The sequence below is a fragment of the Streptomyces olivaceoviridis genome (genome assembly GCF_014650115.1).
GTDB lineage: Bacteria > Actinomycetota > Actinomycetes > Streptomycetales > Streptomycetaceae > Streptomyces > Streptomyces olivaceoviridis.
Genome location: NZ_BMUI01000002.1, coordinates 279,963 through 301,231 on the forward strand (window position 1 = coordinate 279,963; position 21,269 = coordinate 301,231).

Annotated in this window: 18 protein-coding genes and 4 pseudogenes; 15 read left to right on the plus strand and 7 right to left on the minus strand. The window is 73.4% G+C overall.

The features are described 5' to 3' along the window. Window positions 1-45: 45 nt before the first annotated feature. A complete protein-coding gene (locus IE273_RS05145; RefSeq protein ID WP_189813937.1) occupies window positions 46-486 on the minus strand; it encodes a DUF6086 family protein in 441 nt (146 codons plus the stop codon). 171 nt (window positions 487-657) lie between these two features. On the opposite strand from IE273_RS05145, the gene IE273_RS05150 reads away from it, so the two are divergent. From IE273_RS05150 to IE273_RS05170, 5 genes are all read left to right on the plus strand, one after another. Then, entirely contained in the window at window positions 658-1,386 is a 729-nt protein-coding gene (locus IE273_RS05150) for an aminoacyl-tRNA hydrolase (protein WP_189813938.1), read from the plus strand. A gap of 145 nt (window positions 1,387-1,531) precedes the next feature. Beyond that, window positions 1,532-2,860, plus strand: a complete 1,329-nt coding sequence (locus IE273_RS05155; RefSeq protein WP_189813939.1) for an MbnB/TglH/ChrH family RiPP precursor modification enzyme — start codon at window positions 1,532-1,534, stop codon at window positions 2,858-2,860. Window positions 2,861-3,115: 255 nt separating this feature from the next. After that, window positions 3,116-3,901 (plus strand): DUF4142 domain-containing protein, encoded by a 786-nt coding sequence (locus tag IE273_RS05160; protein ID WP_189813940.1) that lies wholly within the window; start codon window positions 3,116-3,118, stop codon window positions 3,899-3,901. A gap of 97 nt (window positions 3,902-3,998) precedes the next feature. Then, window positions 3,999-4,778, plus strand: coding sequence for a TIGR04222 domain-containing membrane protein (locus tag IE273_RS05165; protein ID WP_189813941.1), 780 nt, complete (start codon window positions 3,999-4,001; stop codon window positions 4,776-4,778). Between the two features lie 228 nt (window positions 4,779-5,006). Continuing rightward, window positions 5,007-6,665: an alpha/beta hydrolase gene (locus IE273_RS05170; protein ID WP_189813942.1), complete on the plus strand. Its 1,659-nt coding sequence runs from the start codon at window positions 5,007-5,009 to the stop codon at window positions 6,663-6,665. Between the two features lie 88 nt (window positions 6,666-6,753). Here the strand turns inward: IE273_RS05170 and hemQ are convergent, their stop codons facing one another. Together hemQ and hemG are read right to left on the minus strand one after the other, a co-directional pair. Then, a complete protein-coding gene (hemQ, locus tag IE273_RS05175; RefSeq protein WP_189813943.1) occupies window positions 6,754-7,485 on the minus strand; it encodes a hydrogen peroxide-dependent heme synthase in 732 nt (243 codons plus the stop codon). Between the two features lie 5 nt (window positions 7,486-7,490). Continuing rightward, window positions 7,491-8,960 (minus strand): protoporphyrinogen oxidase, encoded by a 1,470-nt coding sequence (gene hemG / locus IE273_RS05180; protein ID WP_189813944.1) that lies wholly within the window; start codon window positions 8,958-8,960, stop codon window positions 7,491-7,493. A gap of 441 nt (window positions 8,961-9,401) precedes the next feature. On the opposite strand from hemG, the pseudogene IE273_RS44900 reads away from it, so the two are divergent. From IE273_RS44900 to IE273_RS05190, 4 genes and pseudogenes are all read left to right on the plus strand, one after another. Then, window positions 9,402-9,446: pseudogene (locus IE273_RS44900) on the plus strand (hypothetical protein); the annotation flags it as partial. A gap of 175 nt (window positions 9,447-9,621) precedes the next feature. After that, window positions 9,622-9,777 (plus strand): hypothetical protein, encoded by a 156-nt coding sequence (locus tag IE273_RS44905; RefSeq protein WP_308437025.1) that lies wholly within the window; start codon window positions 9,622-9,624, stop codon window positions 9,775-9,777. Window positions 9,778-9,788: 11 nt separating this feature from the next. Continuing rightward, window positions 9,789-10,154: pseudogene (locus IE273_RS44910) on the plus strand (DUF4349 domain-containing protein); the annotation flags it as partial. A gap of 9 nt (window positions 10,155-10,163) precedes the next feature. Then, on the plus strand, window positions 10,164-11,564 hold the full coding sequence (locus tag IE273_RS05190) for an FAD-dependent oxidoreductase (RefSeq protein ID WP_189813945.1): 1,401 nt from the start codon (window positions 10,164-10,166) through the stop codon (window positions 11,562-11,564). A 63-nt stretch (window positions 11,565-11,627) separates the two neighbouring features. Here the strand turns inward: IE273_RS05190 and IE273_RS05195 are convergent, their stop codons facing one another. Beyond that, on the minus strand, window positions 11,628-11,870 hold the full coding sequence (locus IE273_RS05195; RefSeq protein ID WP_189814179.1) for a hypothetical protein: 243 nt from the start codon (window positions 11,868-11,870) through the stop codon (window positions 11,628-11,630). A 119-nt stretch (window positions 11,871-11,989) separates the two neighbouring features. On the opposite strand from IE273_RS05195, the gene IE273_RS05200 reads away from it, so the two are divergent. After that, a complete protein-coding gene (locus IE273_RS05200; RefSeq protein ID WP_189813946.1) occupies window positions 11,990-12,814 on the plus strand; it encodes a rhomboid family intramembrane serine protease in 825 nt (274 codons plus the stop codon). 13 nt (window positions 12,815-12,827) lie between these two features. Here the strand turns inward: IE273_RS05200 and hemE are convergent, their stop codons facing one another. Then, complete coding sequence (hemE, locus tag IE273_RS05205) at window positions 12,828-13,886, minus strand: uroporphyrinogen decarboxylase (protein WP_189813947.1); 1,059 nt, start codon at window positions 13,884-13,886, stop codon at window positions 12,828-12,830. 126 nt (window positions 13,887-14,012) lie between these two features. On the opposite strand from hemE, the gene IE273_RS05210 reads away from it, so the two are divergent. The 3 genes and pseudogenes from IE273_RS05210 (at window position 14,013) to IE273_RS05220 (ending at window position 17,019) form a co-directional block, all read left to right on the plus strand. Then, window positions 14,013-14,690, plus strand: a complete 678-nt coding sequence (locus tag IE273_RS05210) for a DUF3000 domain-containing protein (protein ID WP_189813948.1) — start codon at window positions 14,013-14,015, stop codon at window positions 14,688-14,690. Window positions 14,691-14,950: 260 nt separating this feature from the next. Beyond that, a complete protein-coding gene (locus IE273_RS05215; protein ID WP_014675646.1) occupies window positions 14,951-15,610 on the plus strand; it encodes a response regulator transcription factor in 660 nt (219 codons plus the stop codon). Window positions 15,611-15,755: 145 nt separating this feature from the next. Further along, a pseudogene (locus IE273_RS05220) lies at window positions 15,756-17,019 on the plus strand (HRDC domain-containing protein). Window positions 17,020-17,026: 7 nt separating this feature from the next. On the opposite strand, the pseudogene IE273_RS05225 reads toward IE273_RS05220, so the two are convergent. Next, window positions 17,027-17,242 (minus strand): annotated as a pseudogene (locus tag IE273_RS05225) (carbohydrate ABC transporter permease); the annotation flags it as partial. Between the two features lie 208 nt (window positions 17,243-17,450). Between IE273_RS05225 and IE273_RS05230 the strand changes: the two are divergent. After that, window positions 17,451-18,668 carry a thiolase family protein gene (locus IE273_RS05230; protein ID WP_189813949.1) on the plus strand — a complete coding sequence of 406 codons (1,218 nt, stop codon included), beginning with the start codon at window positions 17,451-17,453 and terminating at the stop codon, window positions 18,666-18,668. Continuing rightward, a complete protein-coding gene (locus IE273_RS05235; RefSeq protein ID WP_189813950.1) occupies window positions 18,665-20,794 on the plus strand; it encodes a 3-hydroxyacyl-CoA dehydrogenase NAD-binding domain-containing protein in 2,130 nt (709 codons plus the stop codon). The genes IE273_RS05230 and IE273_RS05235 overlap by 4 nt, the downstream gene beginning before the upstream one ends. Before the next feature lie 78 nt (window positions 20,795-20,872). Here the strand turns inward: IE273_RS05235 and IE273_RS05240 are convergent, their stop codons facing one another. Next, window positions 20,873-21,262: a hypothetical protein gene (locus IE273_RS05240; RefSeq protein WP_189813951.1), complete on the minus strand. Its 390-nt coding sequence runs from the start codon at window positions 21,260-21,262 to the stop codon at window positions 20,873-20,875. Between the last annotated feature and the right edge of the window lie 7 nt (window positions 21,263-21,269).

Sequence of the window (21,269 nt, forward strand, 5' to 3'; positions counted from 1 at the left end):
GGGGCCGTCCGGTACGGCGCTCGGCGCTCGCCGCGCCGGCCGGACTCAGCGGGCCATGCCCCGGCTCAGCTCGGCGGCCCCGGCCCGCACCGCCGCTGCCCAGGGTCCTCCGTCCCCCGGCGGCGCGGACGCCCCGGTCGCCGAGACCTGCACGTCGGACAGCGGACCGGCCGGGGAGGCTTCGAGCCGGCCCCAGTCGATGTCGGTCCCGGCGCGCTGGGCGAGGGCGACGACGGTGCCGACGAAGCCTTCGGAGAGGGCCAGGATGATGGTGTGGCCGGTCCGCCGGTGCCGGGCGAGCAGGGCGTGCACGAAGACCCCGAAGGCGTCCGGATCGATCTGGCACTCGTCGTTCCGCATCGGCCCGATGCCGGACGGCAGCCCCAGCTCGGCCTCGAAGACCTCCACCTGCCGCAGAAAGAGCCGGGCGGCCCCGTTGGACGGGTTCCACAGCGTCTCGTCGCCGATGTCGAAGTACTGACTCATGGCACTCCCCCTCCGGTCCCTTCATTCGATCAAGAGGGGTGAGCGTAGTCAGCCGGTTCACCGGCGTCGCAGGAAAATTCGCCGCGCGGGCCCTCTCGTCCCGCCCGCGTGAGCCTCTCGTCCCGCCCGCGCGTTGATCGGTCCGACCGGGGCTTCGTAGGCTGGGTTCCCGTGAGCCACGTTCCCGCCCCCGCCGCCCCCGCCGCCGACAGCCCGGTCGAGCCCGCACGCGATCCGCGTGACGAGGCGCCCCAGTTCGTCCTGCCGCTGGTGGTACGCATCGAGCGGGGCGCCCCGCCGGCCCGTACCGACGCGCTGGAGACCGCCGCCCGGGCCGTCCTGACCCTGCTCGGCGACGAGCGGGCGCACGGCGACGGCGAGTGGGCCGAGGCGGTACGCGACTGGGAGGACGCCCGGATCCGGAAGGTGGTCCGCCGGGCCCGTGGCGCCGAGTGGCGGCGCGCCGAGGCGCTGCCCGGGATCACGGTGCACGGCGCCTCCGCGGAGGTCCGGGTCTTCCCGCCGATCCCGCTGGACGGCTGGCCGAAGGACCTGGCGAAGCTCCAGGTCTCGGGCACCGAGCTGGACGACCCCGAACCGCCGGCGCCCGCCGACCCGGCCGACCGGCCCGTGCTCTGGCTGAACCCGGACCTGGAGATGTCGGCCGGCAAGGCGATGGCCCAGGCCGGCCACGGTGCCCAACTGGCCTGGTGGGCCCTGCCGGACACCGCCCGCACCGCCTGGCGCGACGCCGGCTTCCCCCTCTCTGTCCGCACGGCCGCCCCGGCCGCCTGGCCCCGCCTGACCACGAGCGGCCTGCCCGTGGTCCGCGACGCCGGTTTCACGGAGATCGCCCCGGGCTCCTGCACGGTGGTGGCGGAGCACCCGGCCCTGCGCTGACCGGGGAGGCCGGCGCGGTCGGAGGCGGGCCGGTCGCAACCTCAAATGTTGCTCTGAACGCGACAGGAGGGGGTTCGAGGGCGGTCGCCGGGGCCATATCCCCGTCACTCGACGCAGCAGCACGGGCCGAGGAGGGGGAAGCACCATGCGGCGACTGGGGACCGGGATCGGGTGGCGGCCGGAGATCGCGGATGCCGTGGAGCGCATGCCCGGCATCGACTGGGTGGAGGTCGTGGCGGAGAACGTCTGCCCCGGGCACCTGCCCGAGTCGCTGCTGCGGCTGCGCGAGCGCGGTGTGACGGTGGTCCCGCACGGCGTCTCCCTGGGTCTCGGCGGCGCCGACCGGCCCGACGAGGGGCGGCTGACGGCACTCGCCGAGCGGGCGGAGGCGCTCGGCTCGCCGCTGGTCACCGAGCACATCGCCTTCGTCCGGGCGGGCGGCGTGCTCACCGCCTCCCCGCGCCTGGAGGCCGGCCATCTGCTGCCCGTGCCGCGCACCCGGGACGCGCTGGACGTGCTGTGCGAGAACGTCCGCATCGCGCAGGACGCGCTGCCGGTGCCGCTGGCCCTGGAGAACATCGCCGCGCTGTTCTCCTGGCCGGGCGAGGAGCTGACCGAGGGCCAGTTCCTGTCCGAGCTGGTCGAGCGGACCGGCGTACGGCTGCTGATCGACGTGGCCAACCTGCACACCAACCACGTCAACCGGGGCGAGGACCCCGCCGAGGCGCTGGCCGCGCTGCCCCTTGAGGCGATCGCCTACGTCCATGTCGCGGGCGGCTTCGAGCGCGACGGCGTCTGGCACGACAGTCATGCGCATCCCGTGCCGCGTCCGGTCCTCGACATCCTGACCGGCCTCGCCGCCCGGGTCGCGCCGCCGGGGGTGCTCCTGGAGCGGGACGAGAACTTCCCGGAACCGGCGGAGCTGGAGCGGGAGTTGGACGCGATCCGGGAAGCGGTGACGGTCGGGCACGCGGCGGAGGGCGCGGTGGGGGGTACGGCGCGGACACCGGCCCTCGCTGGTGCCGCCCGGGCCGGGGGTGTCGGTGTCCTGGCGCGGCCGGTGACGGGGCCGGTGACGGGCGTGCGCGAGCGGGTCGGGGTCGCGCAGACCGCCGTGCTGTCGTCCCTGGTGGCGGGGACGCCGGTGCCCGAGGGGTTCGACCGGGTGCGGATGGGGGTGCAAGCGCGGGCGCTCGCGGCGAAGCGGGCGGGGGTCGTGGCGAAGGTGGCGCCCGAGCTGCCGGTGATCCTGGGGGCGGGGTACCGGGAGACGTTCCTGGAGTACGCACGGCAGCGGCCGATGCGCGGGGGGTACCGGCTGGACGCGCTGGACTTCGCCGGCCACCTGCTGAAGCTGGGCAGGCCGGCCGACGCGGGGGCACGGCGCGAACTGCGGGACTGGTGGCTGCACCGCTCGGGCCCGGCACCGCGCAGACGGGGGCTTGTGGAGCGGGTGCTGCGACGCGGAGTCTGAAGCGTGCCCGCCTAGCCAAGCGGGTACGGCGCCCCGACGGCCGACGGCACGACAGCGCCCCAGGGGCGCGGGGAACCATGCGACCAGCCACAACGCACCCGCACTCGCCGACGGCACCGCGACCACCCCGGCGGCACCGCGAACCGGCCCCCGCGACTCGCACCCCGCAGCCGAATGCCCCTTCGGACCCCCCAGTAATATGCCAACCCCGCACCCACCCCCAGGCACCCCCCGGCGTGCGGCGCAGGAGGCATCATGCGACCGCGACCGCGACCCCCGGTCAACGGCCGAGGCATATTCAGCGGCACCGGGCTCATCGTCACCGCCCTGGCGGCGACGGTCGTCGCGCTGCTCGTCCCGCTGTGGTCGTACGCCGACCGGCAGGACGGCCCGGCGAGCGCGAGCGTGCTCAGCGCGCGGACGGTGACGACGCCGTACGGCCCGCTGTCCGCGCAGGACCGGGACTTCGTCACCAGGGTCCGGCTGGCCGGGCTGTGGGAGCTGCCCGCCGGAGAGCTGGCGCAGCGGAAGGGGACCACGCCCGCCGTCCGCACGGCCGGCCGGCACCTCGTCGACGGCCACACCTCCCTCGACGCGCACGTCCGGACGGTTGCCACCCAGCTCGGCATCGCCCTGCCCAACGAGCCGAACGAGCAGCAGAAGCAGTGGCTCGCCACCCTGGACACGGCCGAGGGCCAGGACTTCGACCGACAGTTCGCCGGCCTCCTCCGGCTCGCCCACGGCCGGGTGTTCTCCCTGGTCGCGCAGATCCGGGCCGGCACCCAGAACTCCCTGGTCCGCGATCTCGCCGACGACGCCAACGCGACGGTTCTGGACCACATCAAGGTCCTGGAGGCGACCGGGTACGTCGACTTCGCCGCGCTGGCCAGGGATCTGACGGCCTCCGCCTCCCCGGTGCCGACCCCGGCAGAGGTCGACCCGAGCGCGGCCGTACCGGTCGAGCCGTCACCGGTCGAGCCGTCACCGGCCGATCCGTCAGCGGGCCGGGCGTCACAGGACCAAGCGTCACAGGACCCCTGACCAGCCCGGAAAGCGGAACGTCACAGACCGGCAACACTGCGTCCGGATCGTGAAATGGGCATGGCGTCCGCCCGGTCCTCTGACATAGAAACACGTCATGTTCTGGGTCCTTCTCCTGCTCCTGGCCTGGGGTTTCGCCGGTACGGCCTGCACCCGGCTGTGCCTGACGGCCGTCCGCGCGGCAGCCACGGACGTGCGTGACGCGCCGACGGACGGGGAGCGTGATCTGACGCTGTACGAGGCGGCCTTCCTCTCCGGCGGTCCCGCGCGGGTCGCCGATGTGACCCTGGTCTCCATGGCCCGCCAGCGCCGGCTGCTGCTCGCGCACACCGGCTGGGCCACGGTCGTGGACCCGCGCGGGCGGGACGAGATGGAGCGGTCCGTCATAGGAGCCATAGGGCCGGAGGGGCAGTCGCGGATCGCGCCGGTACGGGCCCGGGCGGCCGGGGCCGAGGCCGTGCGCCGATTGGCCGACGGGCTGGTCCGCGCGGGTCTCGCGGTGCCCGAGGGCACGGGGACGACCGTGGGCGCCGCCGTCCGCCAGGTACGCGCCGCCGTGCTCGCCGTGGCCGCGCTGAGCGTGACCGCGCTACTGCTGCCCGTCCAGACCGGGACGCCCCGCCTGCTGGTGGGCCTGTGGTTCGCCCTGCCCCTCACCCTGGCGCTGAGCTGTCTGGCCATCGCCCGGTTCGAGGTGCATCCGTACTCGCGCTGGGCCTCCCCTGCCGGGCAGCGGCTGCTGAGCGCGCTGGCCGGTAAGCCGGCCGGTGACGAGCGGTCGTTCCTCACCTCCGTCGCCGTCCGCGGCATCCGCGCGATAGGCGAACCGGGGCTGCGCGCGGCCTTCACCCACCGCGACCAGCCCTGGCGGGAGTGAGAACCCCCGGGCGGAATCCGGCGGAGCGAGGGCGGCGTCGGGGGCGGCCACCGGGAGCCGCTTCCGGGGGGCGGCTTCCAGAGGCGGCTTCCGGGGGCGCATAGGGGGCATTGGGGCCGACACCGGCCCGACGGTGCTTGCCTTCCCCCACAGTCGACCGAAATATCCCTTCTGTCGTCGCCGGGCCATGGCAGCCGCCATCGCCGCCGCGCACCGAAGGGATACGCGATGAAAGCTGCCGCCCTCTACTCGGCCGCCGGTTCCTTGCTCCTGACCACCCTGGCCGCGGCCCCGGCGGGCGGCACGACCGGCACCCCCGACACGGTGGGCGCCCCCGGCGCGGCCGAGCTGCGCGGCACCGCGGTGGCCGTGGCCCGCGCCCGGGCGGCCGGGATCGACTTCGGTCCCTGCGCTGCCGCCGACGTCCCGGAGGCACCGGCCGGCGTGCGGTGCGGCACGGTGAGCGTCCCGCTGGACTACGCGCACCCGAACGGCAAGCGGATCCGGCTGACCGTCAGCCGCGCCCAGGCCACCCACAAGGACCCGCGCAACAGCAAGCGCAGGGTCCCCCGGCAGGGCGCCCTGGTCTTCAACCCGGGCGGCCCCGGCGCCTCCGGCATGTACTTCCCGCTCATCGGGACGATCCCGGCGTGGCAGCGGATCGCCGCCGCCTATGACCTCGTCGGCTACGCCCCGCGCGGAGTGGGCCGGTCGGCGCCGCTGTCCTGCGAGGACCCGAAGCGCTTCTTCAAGGCGCCCACCGCGTCACCGACGCACCCGTCGGAGGCGTACAAGCGGCAGCGCATCGCGCAGGCGAAGGCGTACGCGCGCGGCTGCGCCCAGCGGTCCGGGAGCGGGCTGCGGTTCTACAACTCGCTCAACAACGCCCGTGACCTGGACGTCCTGCGGGCCGCGCTGGGCGAGGACCGGCTGACCTTCATGGGCGCGTCGTACGGCACCTACTTCGGCGCGCTCTACGCGACGATGTTCCCCTCCCACGTGCGGCGCATGGTGCTGGACTCGGCGGTGAACCCGGACCCGCAGAAGATCTGGTACCGCAGCAACCTGGACCAGTCGGTGGCGTTCGAGGAGCGCTGGGCGGACTTCCGTGACTGGATCGCCCGGCACGACGACGCGTACCGGCTCGGTGCCACGCCCGCGCGGGTGCAGCGCAGCTACGACACCGCGCGCGAACGGCTGGCCGGGAAGGCGGCGGGCGGGACGGTCGGTCCCGGCCAGTTGCAGAACGTCTTCCTGGCGGCCGGGTACTACGACGACTTCTGGCCGAGCCGCGCGGCGGCGCTCTCGGCGTATCTGCGCGGCGACCCGAAGCCGCTGGTCCGGCTGGCCACGCCGAGCCCGGAGAGCGCCGCGGAGGCGGAGAACGGCAGCGCGGTGTACACGGCCGTGGAGTGCAACGACGCGCCCTGGCCGACGGACTGGGCGGTGTGGGACCGGGACAACACGCGCCTCGCCCGGGTCGCGCCCTTCGAGACCTGGGACAACGCGTGGATGAACCTGCCGTGCGCCTACTGGCCGGCGCCCCGGCAACGGCCGCTGGACGTGCGGACCGGGCTCGGTGAGCTGCCGCCGGTGCTGGTCCTGGCGGCCGAGCGGGACGCCGCCGCCCCGTACCAGGGCGCGCTGGAGATGAACCGGCGGCTGGCCGGCTCGGTGCTGGTGACCGAGCGGGACGCGGGCACCCACGGCGTCGGGGGCGGGCCCAACAGGTGCGTCAACGGGTACCTGGAGGCGTACCTGCTGGAGGGCCGTGTCCCGGCGCGGCACGCGTCGTGCGCGCCGCGCCCCGAACCGGTCGCCTCCGGCGGTCCGGCCGACGACAGCGTTCGGCGGGACGCGCTCAAGGGGAAAGCCGACCGGCGTTAGGCGCGACTACCGGGGTGCCTGCTCAGGCCGTCGGTCGGCTGCGGGTTCGTGCCTGATCTCGCCGTTCCCCGCGCCCCTTCGGGGCGCTTCAGGCGAGGTCCGCCACCAGTTCGCCGATGTCCTTGCGGCGGCCCGTGAAGAACGGGACCTCCTCGCGGACGTGCATGCGGGCCTCGGAGGCGCGCAGGTGGCGCATGAGGTCGACGATGCGGTACAGCTCGTCGGCCTCGAAGGCCAGGATCCACTCGTAGTCGCCGAGGGAGAACGAGGCGACCGTGTTGGCGCGCACGTCCGGGTAGCCGCGGGCCATCTTGCCGTGGTCGGCGAGCATGCGGCGGCGGTCCTCGTCGGGCAGCAGGTACCAGTCGTAGGAGCGGACGAACGGGTAGACGCTCACGTAGTTGCGGGGCGTCTCGTCGGCGAGGAACGCCGGGATGTGCGAGCGGTTGAACTCGGCGGGGCGGTGCAGCGCCATGTTCGACCACACGGGCGTGAGCGCGCGGCCCAGCCTGGTGCGGCGGAAGAGGTTGTACGCCTCCTGGAGCTGGTCGCTGGTCTCGGCGTGCCACCAGATCATGACGTCGGCGTCGGCGCGCAGGCCGGAGACGTCGTAGGTGCCGCGGATCGTCACGTCCTTGGCGGCGAGCTGGTCGAACAGCTCCTGGACCTCGTCGGCGTAACCCGCGCGGTCCTGCGGGAGCACGTCCTTCAGCTTGAAGACGGACCAGAGGGTGTAGCGGATGACCTCGTTGAGGTCCTTGGCCAGCTTGCCCTTGTTCGGGATCCTGCCGGACTCGGTGGTGGGGGCGTCGTCACTCATGGTCCCTATTCTCCCGCTCCGCCGTGCAGGCTCTGCACCGGGTTGGCCGTGAGCTCCCGGACCCCGGTGAGGTCGCCGCCGAGCTGGTCCACCGCCGCGTACGCGCTCGCGATGCAGGCCGGGATGCCGACGCCGTCGTACTGGGCGCCGCACACCGCGAGCCCCGGGAGCTTGGCGATCTGCTCGCGGACGCGGGCCACGCGCGCGTGGTGCCCGACCGGGTACTGCGGCAGGCCGTCGGTCCAGCGGGTGACCCGGGTCCGCAGGGGCACGGCGGCCAGGCCGGTGGCCTCCCGCAGGTCGTGCCGGGAGACCTCCACCAGGTCGGCGTCGTCCCGGCCGAGGACCTCCGTCTCGCCGTGGCGGCCCACGGACGTGCGCAGGACGGCCACGTCCGGGTCCTCCTCGGCGATCCAGCCCCACTTCCGGGAGGCGAAGGTCGAGGCCTTGATGGTGCGGCCGTCGACGGGCGGCACCAGGAAGCCGCTGCCCTCGGGCAGGTTCAGGTCGGCGCGCCGGTAGGCGAGGGTGATCAGGGCCATCGAGGCGTACTCGACGGCGGCCAGCTCGGCGGCGGCTCCCGGGGCCTCGGCGCGCAGCAGGGCGGCGGCGGCCGGGGCGGGTACGGCGACGATCACGGCGTCGGCGCGCAGCACGCGCTCCCCGGCGGTGATCCGCCAGCCGCCGGCCGCCTCCCGGCGCAGTTCACGCGCGGGCGTGCCGGTCAGGATCTCGCCGCCCCGCGCGCGCACCGAGTCGGCGACCGCCGGCGGCAGCCGCCCGACCCCGCCGGCGATGCCCATGAAGACCGGCCCGGTCTGCTGCTGGGCGGCGGCCTTCGCCTGGATCTCGCGGACGCCCTCCGTGAGGGAGGCGTGGGTGCGGGCGGCCTGGAAGAGCTGGGGGACGGCGGAGCGCATCGAGATGCGGTAGGCGTCGCCCGCGTACACCCCGCCGAGCAGGGGTTCGACGAGCCGGTCGACGACCTCGCGGCCGATCCGGGCCGCCACGTACTCCCCCACGGCCACGTCGTCGCCGACCTCGGTGCGGGGCAGGTCGGCGTCGCGCTCGATGCGGGCCAGGCCCTCGTCCGACAGGATGCCGGCCAGGGCGGCGGCGGAGCCGGGCACGCCCATCACATGGCCCTTGGGCATGGGCCGCAGGGCGCCCCGGGTCCAGATCGAGGCGGTCGCGGTGGCGGGCGGCTGGAGCAGCTCGCCGAGGCCGGCCTCGCGCGCGAGGGCCACCGCTTCGGGGCGGCGGGCGAGCATGGACTCGGCGCCCAGGTCGACGCGCACGCCGGCGATCTCGCCGGGCAGCAGCTTGCCGCCGACGCGGTCGCCGGCCTCCAGCACGGTCACCCGCGCTCCGCGCCCCAGCAGCCGGTGCGCTGCGGCCAGCCCGGCGATGCCGGCCCCGATGACGACGACGTGCCCCGGGCTCCCGCCCGGCGCGCTGCTACCCGTTGCGCTCATGCCCCCACTCTCTCAGACCCCACCGACACTCCCGCCGGGAGGCGGTGTCCCAGGCGAGTCCGGACCGTGACCGCATCGGCACCGGCGCCGCCCGACGTTTCCGCACGGTCTGCCGTCGAAGGGCCGTCACAGCGCACAGCCCTCGGGGGGACCGCCCATGCGCACACCACGCACCGCACGCCGCCGCCGGGCCTCGGCCGGGGTCCTGCTCGCCGCCCGTCTCGCGCTCGCCGGGTGCGGCGGCGCCGACGACATGGGCGGCTCCTCCAAGGCCACCTCTGAGAGCAAGGCCGCCTCGGGCAGCGAGGCCGAGGCGGCCGGCGCCTCCGGGGCACGGCCGACGGCGGCAAGGCGGCCGGCGCCGGGGTCGCGCGCGGGACGCCGAAGCTCGCCCCGGACGCGATCATCCGCACCGCGTCCCTCACCGTCGAGGTCAAGGACGTGCCGGGGGCCCTGGAGGCGGCCCGGACGACCGCGCGGGACGCGGGCGGTCACGTCGGCGACGAGACGACGAGCCGGGACACCGACGGGCACGAGCGGACCGGGTCGTGCCGCGCGTGCCCACCGGGAAGTACGACGAGGTCCTCACCGGCCTCCGGGGAACGGGCCGGGGGGCGACCGCACGGCCAAGGCGGTCCACGTCACCGACCAGGTCGTGGACGTGGACGGCCGGGCGAGGTCACAGCGGGCCGGCGTGGCCGGGATCCGCGCGCTGATGGACCGGGCGGCCAAGCCGAGCGACGTCGTCGCCCTGGAGGGGGAGCCGAGCACCGCCAGGCCGATCCGGAGGCGCTGCCGGCCCGGCAGGCGTCCCTGAGGGACCGGACGAGCCTGGCCACCATCACCCTGTCGCTGTCCGAGACCCCGGTGCGGCAGGCGGACGACTCGCCGGGCTTCACGGACGCGCTGGCGGGCGGCCGGCACGCGTTCGTCGGCGTGCTGCGCTGGATCGCGCCGGCGCTCGGCGCGGCCCTGCCGTTCGTGGCGCTCGCCGCGCTGCTGGTGCCGCTGTGGCCGCGGGTCGTACGGCCCCGGCTGCCGCGCGGAGCCCGCGCCCGCGACGACCGCGCTCGGCCCGCCGCCGTCGGCCCGCCCCGCACCGGGCTCCGCCGGGGCGGCCGAGCGGGACGACGGGGACTGAGCCCGGACGGAGCCCGGGAGGGCGGCCGGGACGGGAGGAACCGCGCCCCGTAGCGTGTTCCCATGAGCATGAGCGGTGAGCGGGGCAGCGGCGGCAGGGAACGGCTGGTCGTGATCGGCGGCGACGCCGCGGGCATGTCCGCGGCGTCGCAGGCGCGACGGCTGAGGGGCCCCGAGGAACTGGAGATCGTGGCCTTCGAACGCGGCCACTCCACCTCCTTCTCGGCGTGCGGCATCCCGTACTGGGTGGGCGGCGAGGTCCCCGAGCGGGACCGGCTCATCGCCCGGACGCCCGAGGAGCACCGGGCCCGCGGGATCGATCTGCGGCTGCGCACCGAGGTCACGGAGATCGACGTGCCGGGACAGCGGGTACGCGCGCGTGACGTCGATTCCGGCGCGGAGTCCTGGACGCCGTACGACCGGCTCGTCATCGCCACCGGCGCCCGCCCGGTCCGTCCGGACCTGCCCGGTGTGGACGCCCCCGGCGTGCACGGCGTCCAGACCCTGGACGACGGCCAGGCCCTGCTGGACACGCTGGCCCGCACGCGTGGCCGCAGGGCGGTGGTCGTCGGGGCCGGCTACATCGGCGTCGAGATGGCCGAGGCGCTGATCAACCGGGGCTTCGAGGTGACGGTCGTCAACCGCGGCAAGGAGCCCATGTCGACGCTCGACCCGGACATGGGCCGGATGGTGCACCGGGCCATGCAGGGCCTCGGCATCACCATGGTGAACAACGCGGAGGTCACCAAGATCCTCTCCGGGGAGGACGGCCGGGTGCGCGCGGTGGCCACCGAGCACGCCGAGTACCCGGCCGACCTGGTGGTCCTGGGCATCGGCGTCCGCCCGGAGACCGCCCTCGCCCGGGCGGCCGGCCTCCCGCTCGGCGCGCACGGCGGGCTGCTCACCGACCTCGCGATGCGGGTGCGCGGGCACGAGAACATCTGGGCGGGCGGCGACTGCGTGGAGGTGCTGAACCTGGTCTCCGGGCAGGAGCAGTACGTCCCGCTCGGCACCCACGCCAACAAGCACGGCCAGGTCATCGGCACCAACGCCGGCGGCGGCTACGCCACCTTCCCCGGTGTCGTCGGTACGGCGGTCAGCAAGGTCTGCGACCTGGAGATCGCCCGCACCGGACTGCGGGAGAAGGACGCCCGCCGGGTGGGTCTGCGCTTCGAGACGGTCACCATCGAGTCGACCAGCCGCGCCGGCTACTACCCCGGTGCCGCCCCCATGACGGTCAAGATGCTCGCCGAGTCGCGCACGGGCCGGTTGCTGGGCGTGCAGATCGTCGGCAGGGAGGGGGCGGCGAAGCGGGTCGACATCGCGGCGGTGGCGCTGACCGCGCAGATGACGGTGGAACAGATGACGGCCCTGGACCTGGGCTACGCCCCGCCGTTCTCACCGGTGTGGGACCCGATCCTGGTGGCGGCGAGGAAGGCCGTCTCGAAGGTACGGGCAGGCTGACCGGCCGAAGGGGCGCGGGGAACCGCGCGACCGGCCACAACGGCGCCGCACCCCGCGACGCGCCTACGCCGTGCCGGTGATCCGCGGCAGGGCCGAGACCGCCGCCGGCTGCTCCCCGGAGGGCTTCGCGTGGGACGCCGGCGGCCGGGTGGACCGCAGCCGGTAGCTCACCGCCTCGTCCAGTGTCACGGGCCGCTGCATCTGCGAGGCGAGCCGGCCCGCCTCCTGACCGAGCCGCGCGACGTCCTCCCAGGGGAGCCGTACGACCAGAGAGATCTCCGCCTCACCGTCGGGCAGAGCGTGCATCGCCGTAACCTGCGGAGCGTTCGTCATCGCCTGTTCCTCACGTCGGTTGAGGAGGGATACGCACACGCGCCCGGCGGCGTTCACCGATTCGTACGCCCGATCGCGGGCACTACTTCTGTGTGGTCATCCCCGTCCATGACGTGAACCCCGTGCGCCGCACCCCCTGGGTGACGTACGCCCTCATCGCCGCCAACGTGCTCGTGTTCATCACCACGCCCGGCATAGCCGGTTCCGTGGCCGGCAGCAGCGAGCTGGCGCAGCTGTGCCATCTTCAGGCCTTCATGGACCACTACGCGGCGGTCCCCCGGGAACTGATCCACCATCAGATGCCCCGGGTCGTGCCGACCGGGGAGGTCGGTTTGGGCCCCGGCGGACCGGGCTGCGTCGTCGGGCCGCCCGGCTACGACAAGTCCCCGCCGCTGTCGGTGTTCACGGCGATGTTCCTGCACGGCGGCTGGCTGCACCTGCTGGGCAACATGCTCTTCCTGCTGATCTTCGGCAACAACGTCGAGGACCGGATGGGCCACATCCGCTTCTTCCTCTTCTACGTCGTCTGCGGCTACGCGGCCGGCTACGGCTTCGCGCTGCTGAACGCCACCTCCTCGGAGCCCCTGATCGGCGCGTCCGGCGCGATCGCCGGCGTCCTCGGCGCCTATCTGGTCCTCTACCCGAGGGCCAGGGTGTGGGTCCTGGTGCCGTTCCTGGTCTTCCTGCCGCTCAGGCTGCCCGCCTGGCTGGTGCTGGGCTTCTGGTTCGGGCTCCAGGCGGTGTACTCGTCGGGGCACGGGGTGTCCGGCACCGGCACGGTGGCGTACGCGGCGCACGTGGTCGGCTTCGTGGCGGGCATGCTGCTGGCCTGGCCGCTCAAGCCCGGCACGCCGCCCCCGCCGGAGCCGCCCGGCCTGCTGTTCGGCAGGCGCGCGCGGCCCCACTACTCCTGGTGAGCCGGCCGGCGGCTCAGCGCGCGGTGGCGGTGTGGACGTACTCCACGAGCCGGGTCAGCGCGTCCGGGTCGGTGTTCGGCATGACGCCGTGGCCGAGGTTGAAGACGTGCCCCTCCAGGCCGGCGGCGGCATCGAGCACCTCGCGGGCCTTGGCGGCGAGGGTGTCCTTGTCCGTGAACAGGACGGTCGGGTCCAGGTTGCCCTGGAGCGCCTTGCCGGGGCCGACGCGGCGGGCGGCCTCGTCCAGCGGGACGCGCCAGTCGACGCCGACGACGTCCGCGCCGGCCTCGCCCATGAGCCTCAGCAGCTCACCGGTGCCGACGCCGAAGTGGATGCGCGGGACGCCGTACCCGGCGACCGCGTCGAAGACCTTCACGGAGGCCGGCATGACCGACTTCCGGTAGTCGGCGGGGGCCAGGGCTCCGGCCCAGGAGTCGAAGAGCTGGACGGCGCTCGCGCCGGCCTCGATCTGCACCTTCAGGAAGGCGGCCGTGATGTCGGCGAGCCGGTCCAGCAGGTCGGCCCACAGCTCGGGGTCGCCGTACATCATCGCCTTGGCGTTCTCGTACGTGCGCGAGGGACCGCCCTCGACCAGGTAGCTCGCGAGGGTGAAAGGCGCGCCCGCGAATCCGATCAGCGGGGTGGCGCCCAGCTCGCGGGTGAGCAGGCCGATGGCCTCGGTGACGTAGGAGACGTCCTCGGGGGTGAGGTCGCGCAGCCGGGCGAGGTCGGCGCGGGTGCGGATCGGCTGTTCGACGACCGGGCCGACGCCGGGCTTGATGTCGAGGTCGATGCCGATGGCCTTCAGCGGGACGACGATGTCGCTGTAGAAGACCGCCGCGTCCACGCCGAGCCGCCGTACCGGCTGGAGGGTGATCTCGGTGACCAGCTCGGGACGCGTGCAGGACTCCAGCATGGGGATGCCCTCGCGCACCTTGCGGTACTCCGGCAGGGAGCGGCCGGCCTGGCGCATGAACCACACCGGGGTGTGCGGCACGGGTTCGCGCCTGCACGCCTTGAGGAAGGCGCTGTCGTACGTCGCTGTCGGCTGCGGGGTGTCATTGGCGGTCACGAGGCAAGTTTCGCATGCCGTCGGACAGGGACCTGGCCGGTGTCCCGCCGGGCGGGCTCAGCCGCGTAGGCCGCAGGGGGGTGTCTTGCCCTGCACGATGCCCCGGTTCCCCTTACTCTTCCCCGCATGGCTGCGGCTCACGGACGAATGTCGGACAGCGCTGACGGAACGGGCGACGTGAAGGACACCGAGGAGACGGACGGGCACCCCGGTGCCTCGGGTCCGCCGGCTTTCCGCACCGCGGTCGAGGCCCTGCGCGGCAGCCGGCTGCGGCCCCAGGTCGAGGTGGAGCCGACGCCCGCCCCGCAGCGGCTCGCCCCCTACGCGTACGCGGTCGAGGCGGTGGTGGTGGACGGCGAGCAGGAGCTGGCCGACGGGCGGCTGGTGCTGCTGCACGACCCGGCCGGGCACGACGCCTGGCGGGGCACGTTCCGGCTGGTGACGCTGGTGCGCGCGGAGCTGGAGCCGGAGATGGCGGCCGATCCGCTGCTGCCCGAGGTGTGCTGGTCGTGGCTGACCGGGGCGCTGGCGGCGCGCGGGCTGGGCTACGGCGAGCCGAGCGGCACGATCACGCGGGCCAGTTCGCACTACTTCGGCGGGCTGGCCGAGCGGCCGGCCGCCTCGCAGATCGAGATCCGGGCGTCCTGGACGCCCCGGGAGGGCCTGGGCGGGGTGCCGGACACGGCCGCCCACCTGGCCTCCTGGTGCGATCTGCTGGCGCAGGTCGCGGGCCTGCCGCCGGCCGGGCCGGGGGACGCCTCGGTGGTGACCCTGCCGCAGCGCAGGGGCCCGCAGCCCCGGTGACCGGTCGGCGCCGGACCCTTCATTGACCGTCTCTTTGTCGATACGGCCATTTTCCGTACTCGAATCGCACCGGCTCGAACCGACTTGATCTTCGGATGATCGATCGCGTGTCCGAATTGCCCAGATTGTTACTCACTAGATCGTGATCATTCTCTAAAGGCGGACGAGTTTGCTGCCGAAGACGACTGTGACCTTGAAAGCACGGTTCGTCCCGGCTTCCTCCCCACAAGCCGGCCCCGTCCCCCCACCCAGGAGGCCTGGTGTCCGTTCTCCTCGAGCAACCCGCAAGCCTGGTCGCCTACCGCCCGAACAAGCCGACCGCCATGGTGGTCGTGGCCGACCCGCGCGTCCGCTCCACCGTCACCCGCCATCTGTGGGCGCTCGGCGTGCGCGATGTCATCGAAGCCTCGTCCATCGCGGAGGCTCGTCCCCGCATCGGCAACCCGCGCGACATCTGCGTCGCCGACGTCCACCTCCCCGACGGCTCCGGCCTCACCCTGCTGTCCGAGACCCGCGCCGCGGGCTGGCCCAACGGACTCGCCCTCTCCGCCGCCGACGACATCGGCGCCGTCCGCAACGCACTGGCCGGCGGCGTCAAGGGCTACGTCGTCACCGGCACCCGCACCAACATCGGGCTCCCCGCCCGGCCCGGCGCCGCTCCCCTCGGCGCCGCCGCCCGTATGCACCGCCGCCCCCCGGGTGCCCCGAGCCACCCGGGCGGCTACCGAGAGCTGTCCGGACGCGAGGTCGAGGTGCTGCGGCTGGTCGCGGAGGGCCAGTCGAACAAGGCGATCGGCGTCTCCATGGGCCTGTCCGCCCTGACCGTGAAGAGCCACCTGGCCCGCATCGCCCGCAAGCTGGGAACGGGCGATCGGGCCGGCATGGTGGCCGTGGCCCTGCGTACCGGGATCATCCACTGAACCACCGGACGCCCCCTTCGGCGGATCCGGCCTTCACCCATGTGAACCAGCCCTTGCCCCGAGCTGACTGGTTTACGCCCCTCTCGCGTCCGTCGACGGAACGTTCCGTCGACGGACGCGGTCCACACACGGATACCCTTGACAGGTGACCGACGCCCAAGACACCGCAGCAGACAGTTCCCTGCGCACCACCGGGGGCACCCCTCCGGACGACGCAGGTTCTTCTGTGATGGGGGCGCCGACTCCTTTGCTCGAACCGCGCGAGGGCATTCCGCCCGTGATCGCCGACGCGGCTGCCCTCGACCGGGTGATCGCCGCCTTCGCCGCCGGCACCGGCCCGGTCGCCGTGGACGCCGAGCGCGCCTCCGGCTACCGCTACGGGCAGCGCGCCTACCTGGTCCAGCTGCGCCGCGAGGGCGCCGGGACCGCGCTGATCGACCCCGTCGCCTGCCCCGACCTGTCCGGCCTCGGCGAGGCCCTGTCCGGCGTGGAGTGGGTGCTGCACGCGGCCACCCAGGACCTGCCGTGCCTGCGCGAGATAGGCATGGTCCCTGGCCGGCCGGCTCGCGGGCTTCCCCCGGGTCGGTCTCGGCGCCATGGTGGAGGGCGTCCTCGGCTTCGTCCTGGAGAAGGGCCACTCCGCCGTCGACTGGTCGACCCGGCCGCTGCCCGAGCCCTGGCTGCGGTACGCGGCGCTCGACGTCGAACTGCTCGTCGACCTGCGGGACGCCCTGGAGAAGGAGCTGGACCGGCAGGGCAAGCTGGAGTGGGCTCTTCAGGAGTTCGACGCCATCGCGTCGGCGCCGCCGGCCGAGCCGCGCAAGGACCCCTGGCGCCGCACGTCCGGGATGCACAAGGTGCGCCGGCGCCGGCAGCTCGCGGTCGTGCGCGAGCTCTGGCAGACGCGGGACCGGATCGCGCAGCGGCGGGACGTGTCGCCGGGGAAGGTGCTGAGCGACACGGCCATCGTGGAGGCGGCGCTGGCCCTGCCGGGCAATGTGCACGTCCTCGCCGGGCTGAACGGGTTCGGGCACCGGATGGGGCGACGGCAGCTTGAGCAGTGGCAGGCCGCGGTGGACCGGGCCAAGGCCCTTCCCGACAGTGCGCTGCCACAGCCGGGGCAGCCGGTGACGGGGCCTCCGCCGCCGCGCGCCTGGGCCGACAAGGATCCGGCCGCCGCGGCCCGGCTGTCCGCCGCCCGGGCGGGGGTGACCGCGCTGGCCGAGCGGCTCACCATGCCTCAGGAGAACGTGATCTCCCCGGACACGGTGCGGCGGATCTGCTGGGAGCCGCCGGCGTCTGTCGACGAGGAGTCCGTGGGTGCCGCGCTGGCCGGGCACGGCGCGCGGCCCTGGCAGATCGAGCTGGTCACGCCGGTGCTGGTCGACGCGCTGTCGGTGCGGGGCTGAGGAGTCGTCACCGGGTCGCTCCACGCATGAAGCCGTTGTGGACGAACCGCTGGACGATCAGGGTCGGCAGGACCGCCCCCTGGGCGCCGTAGGGGCCGCGGAAGCGGAACAGGTACGTCGAGATCACGCCAAGATCCTGGGAGGGCATGGCGAGGAAGGGGATGGAGAAGTCGTTGGAGACGGCTGCCCCCTTCACGATCACCACCGTGGCGATCGCCGGCTCGGGGCGTCAGTACCGGCATGGGCACGGGGCGCGAGCCCGGACCCTCCCCTGTGATGGTCCACGGCGCCGCCTCGGTGAGCCCCGGGGGATGTGACCTTCACCGCTCCCGCCTCCCGGACTGTGCAGCTACGTTACTCATAAGTAGCATGGTTCTGAGCGCGCGCTCAGCGCAACGCAGCAGTGCCATCCGCACAGGAGGAGAGCCATCGTGCCTCGTACCGTCAGGGACGTCGTCTTCGTCGACGGCGTCCGTACCCCGTTCGGCAAGGCGGGCCCGAAGGGCATCTACCACGAGACCCGCGCCGACGACCTTGTCGTGAAGGCGATCCGGGAGCTGCTGCGCCGCAACCCCGGTCTGGACCCGAAGAAGATCGACGAGGTCGCCATCGCGGCGACCACCCAGATCGGTGACCAGGGCCTGACCCTGGGCCGTACCGCCGGCATCCTCGCGGGTCTGCCGCAGTCCGTGCCCGGTTACTCCATCGACCGCATGTGCGCCGGCGCGCTGACCGCCGTGACGACCACCGCCGGTTCGATCGCCTTCGGCGCCTACGACGCCGTCATCGCCGGTGGCGTCGAGCACATGGGCCGCCACCCGATGGGCGAGGGCGTCGACCCGAACCCGCGGTTCGTGAGCGAGAAGCTGGTGGACGAGTCGGCCCTGTTCATGGGCATGACCGCGGAGAACCTGCACGACCGCTTCCCGCACATCACCAAGCTGCGCGCCGACGAGTACGCCGTGCGCTCCCAGGAGAAGGCCGCCAAGGCGTACGCCAACGGCAAGATCCAGCAGGACCTGGTGCCGATCTCGGTGCGCCGGACCAGCCCGGAGGGCGGGGAGACCGGCTGGGGCCTGGTCACCGCCGACGAGCCGATGCGCCCGGGGACCACCCTGGAGAACCTGGCGAACCTCAAGACGCCGTTCCGTGTGCACGGCCGGGTCACCGCCGGCAACGCGGCCGGTCTGAACGACGGCGCCACCGCGTCGATCATCGCGAGCGAGGACTTCGCCCGCGAGAACGGCCTGCCGGTCAAGATGCGCCTGGTGTCGTACGCCTTCGCGGGCGTCGAGCCGGAGGTCATGGGCTACGGCCCGATCCCGGCCACGGAGAAGGCCCTCGCCAAGGCGGGCCTGTCCATCTCCGACATCGGCCTGTTCGAGATCAACGAGGCCTTCGCCGTGCAGGTGCTGGCCTTCCTCGACCACTACGGCATCGCGGACGACGACGAGCGCGTCAACCAGTACGGCGGCGCCATCGCCTTCGGCCACCCGCTGGCCTCCTCCGGCGTCCGCCTGATGACGCAGCTGGCCCGCCAGTTCGAGGAGCAGCCGCAGGTCCGCTACGGCCTGACCACCATGTGCGTCGGCTTCGGCATGGGCGCGACGGTCATCTGGGAGAACCCGCACTTCGAGGGGGACAAGTGAGCACCACCGCCGAGCTTCTGAAGCAGGCCTCGGACCTGTTCCCCGACGAGGTCGTCACCAGCGCGCACGTACGCCACTTCGACCTCCCCGCCGGCGCCGGCCGCTTCGCGCTGATCACGCTGGACAACGGCCTGGACCACACCAAGCCGACCACCTTCGGCCCGGCCTCGCTGGCGAACCTGAACACCGCCATCGACCAGGTCGAGAAGGAGGCCGCGGACGGCGAGATCGTCGGTGTCGGCATCACCGGCAAGCCGTTCATCTTCGCGGTCGGCGCCGACCTCAAGGGCGTCGAACTGCTGAAGGAGCACGAGCACGCGCTCGCCATCGGCAAGGGCGGCCACGAGGTCTTCAAGCGCCTCTCGGGCCTGGCCGTGCCGACCTTCGCCTACTACAACGGTGCCGCCATGGGCGGCGGCGTCGAGGTCGGGCTGCACTGCGCCTACCGCACCGTCTCCAAGGCGATCCCGGCGTTCTCGCTGCCCGAGGTCTTCCTCGGCCTGGTGCCCGGCTGGGGCGGCTGCACGCTGCTGCCGAACCTGATCGGCCCCGAGAAGGCCGTCTCGGTCATCATCGAGAACTCGCTCAACCAGAACAAGCAGCTCAAGGGCCAGCAGGTCTTCGACCTCGGGATCGCGGACGCGCTCTTCGAGGGCGCCGACTTCCTGGAGCAGTCGCTGATCTGGACCGCCCAGGTGCTCAAGGGCGACGTCAAGGTCGAGCGCCCGGTGATCGACCGCGGCGAGACCTGGGACCAGGCCGTCGCCAAGGGCCGGTTCATCGCGGACTCCAAGGTGCACGGCGCGGCCCCGGCCGCCTACCGCGCCCTCGACATCATCGCCGCCGCGAAGAACGAGGACCTCCAGCAGGGCTTCGACGCCGAGGACCAGGCCCTCGCCGACCTGATCATGGGCGGTGAACTGCGCGCCGGCATCTACGCCTTCAACCTGGTGCAGAAGCGCGGCAAGCGTCCGGCCGGCGCTCCGGACAAGAACCTGGCACGCCCGGTCACCAAGGTGGGCGTGGTCGGCGCGGGCCTCATGGCCTCGCAGCTCGCGCTCCTCTTCCTGCGCCGCCTGGAGGTGCCGGTCGTGCTGACCGACATCGACCAGGAGCGGGTCGACAAGGGTGTGGGCTACGTCCACGCCGAGATCGACAAGCTGCTCGGCAAGGGCCGGATCAACCAGGACAAGGCCAACCGCCTCAAGGCGCTGGTGACCGGTGTCCTGGACAAGGCGGAGGGCTTCTCCGACGCGGACTTCGTCATCGAGGCCGTGTTCGAGGAGATCGGTGTCAAGCAGCAGGTGTTCGCGGAGGTCGAGGCGGTCGCCCCGGCGCACGCGATCCTCGCCACCAACACCTCGTCCCTGTCGGTGACGGAGATGGCGTCGAAGCTCAAGCACCCCGAGCGGGTCGTGGGCTTCCACTTCTTCAACCCGGTGGCCGTCCTCCCGCTGCTGGAGATCGTCCGCGGCGAGAAGACCGACGACGCGTCCCTGGCGACCGCGTTCGCCGTCGCCAAGAAGCTGAAGAAGACCGCGGTGCTGGTCAAGGACGCCCCGGCGTTCGTCGTGAACCGCATCCTGACCCGTTTCATGGGCGAGATCCAGAACGTCATCGACGAGGGCACCCCGGTCGAGGTCGCCGAGAAGGCCGTCGAGCCGCTCGGTCTGCCGATGTCCCCGCTGGTGCTGCTGGAGCTGGTCGGCCCCGCCATCGGTCTGCACGTCTCCGAGACGCTGCACGGCGCGTTCCCGGACCGCTTCACTGTCTCCCCGAACCTCAAGGCGGTCGTGGAGGCGGGCAAGCGCGGCTTCTACGTCTACGACAGCGGCAAGCCGGAGCTGGACCCGGAGGTCGCCGCGCTGCTCAAGCAGGGCGATGTCGTGCTGACCGAGGAGCAGGTGCGGGCGCGGGTGCTGGACGCGGTGGCGCAGGAGATCGGGCTCATGCTCGACGAGGGCGTCGTCGCCGAGGCCCAGGACATCGACCTGTGCCTGATCACGGGCGCCGGCTGGCCCTTCCACCTGGGCGGCATCACGCCGTACCTGGACCGTGAGGGCGTCAGCGAGCGCGTCAACGGCAAGCGGTTCCTCGCTCCGGGCGTGGCGAGCGTCCCTGCGTGACGCTCCGCCGGTGACCGCCGGGTGCCCGCACTCCTGCCGGGGTGCGGGCACCCGCCGTTTCCGGGTGTCGGCCGGGGCTCAGGTCTGGGGCCGGCCGTCCTCGACGTGGACGACGTGGAGGTCCCTGCCGTCCCGGTCGCGGCGGGAACGCCCGAGCATGCCCACGGCCAGGTGCGAGGGGTCCTCGGACTCCTCAAGGGCGACGAAGGTGACGACGTCCGGATGGTGGCCCGTCACCAGCCAGCCCTCGCCGTTCTTCAGTTCGAGCACACGGAAGTCGCCCGCCGGACCGCCCACGCTCACGGGGCCGTACGCCCGCAGGATCTCGGTGGCCCGGTCGGCGAGCCCTCCCCCGGGCTCCTCCAGCACCACGCACGTGCCGTGCTCGAACAGCACCCACGGTTTTCCGGATCCGGCGAGGAGACGCCGCCAGGCGTCGATGAGTGTCTCGGTGTCCACGACGGCCATCCCATCA

Bases quoted from the DNA above. Each gene is read 5' to 3' on its own strand.
- IE273_RS05145 (WP_189813937.1), bottom strand. From the start codon at position 486: ATGAGTCAGTACTTCGACATCGGCGACGAGACGCTGTGGAACCCGTCC.
- IE273_RS05155 (WP_189813939.1), top strand. From the start codon at position 1,532: ATGCGGCGACTGGGGACCGGGATCGGGTGGCGGCCGGAGATCGCGGAT.
- IE273_RS05160 (WP_189813940.1), top strand. From the start codon at position 3,116: ATGCGACCGCGACCGCGACCCCCGGTCAACGGCCGAGGCATATTCAGC.
- IE273_RS05165 (WP_189813941.1), top strand. From the start codon at position 3,999: ATGTTCTGGGTCCTTCTCCTGCTCCTGGCCTGGGGTTTCGCCGGTACG.
- IE273_RS05170 (WP_189813942.1), top strand. From the start codon at position 5,007: ATGAAAGCTGCCGCCCTCTACTCGGCCGCCGGTTCCTTGCTCCTGACC.
- hemQ (WP_189813943.1), bottom strand. From the start codon at position 7,485: ATGAGTGACGACGCCCCCACCACCGAGTCCGGCAGGATCCCGAACAAG.
- hemG (WP_189813944.1), bottom strand. From the start codon at position 8,960: ATGAGCGCAACGGGTAGCAGCGCGCCGGGCGGGAGCCCGGGGCACGTC.
- IE273_RS05190 (WP_189813945.1), top strand. From the start codon at position 10,164: ATGAGCATGAGCGGTGAGCGGGGCAGCGGCGGCAGGGAACGGCTGGTC.
- IE273_RS05195 (WP_189814179.1), bottom strand. From the start codon at position 11,870: ATGCACGCTCTGCCCGACGGTGAGGCGGAGATCTCTCTGGTCGTACGG.
- IE273_RS05210 (WP_189813948.1), top strand. From the start codon at position 14,013: ATGGCTGCGGCTCACGGACGAATGTCGGACAGCGCTGACGGAACGGGC.
- IE273_RS05240 (WP_189813951.1), bottom strand. From the start codon at position 21,262: ATGGCCGTCGTGGACACCGAGACACTCATCGACGCCTGGCGGCGTCTC.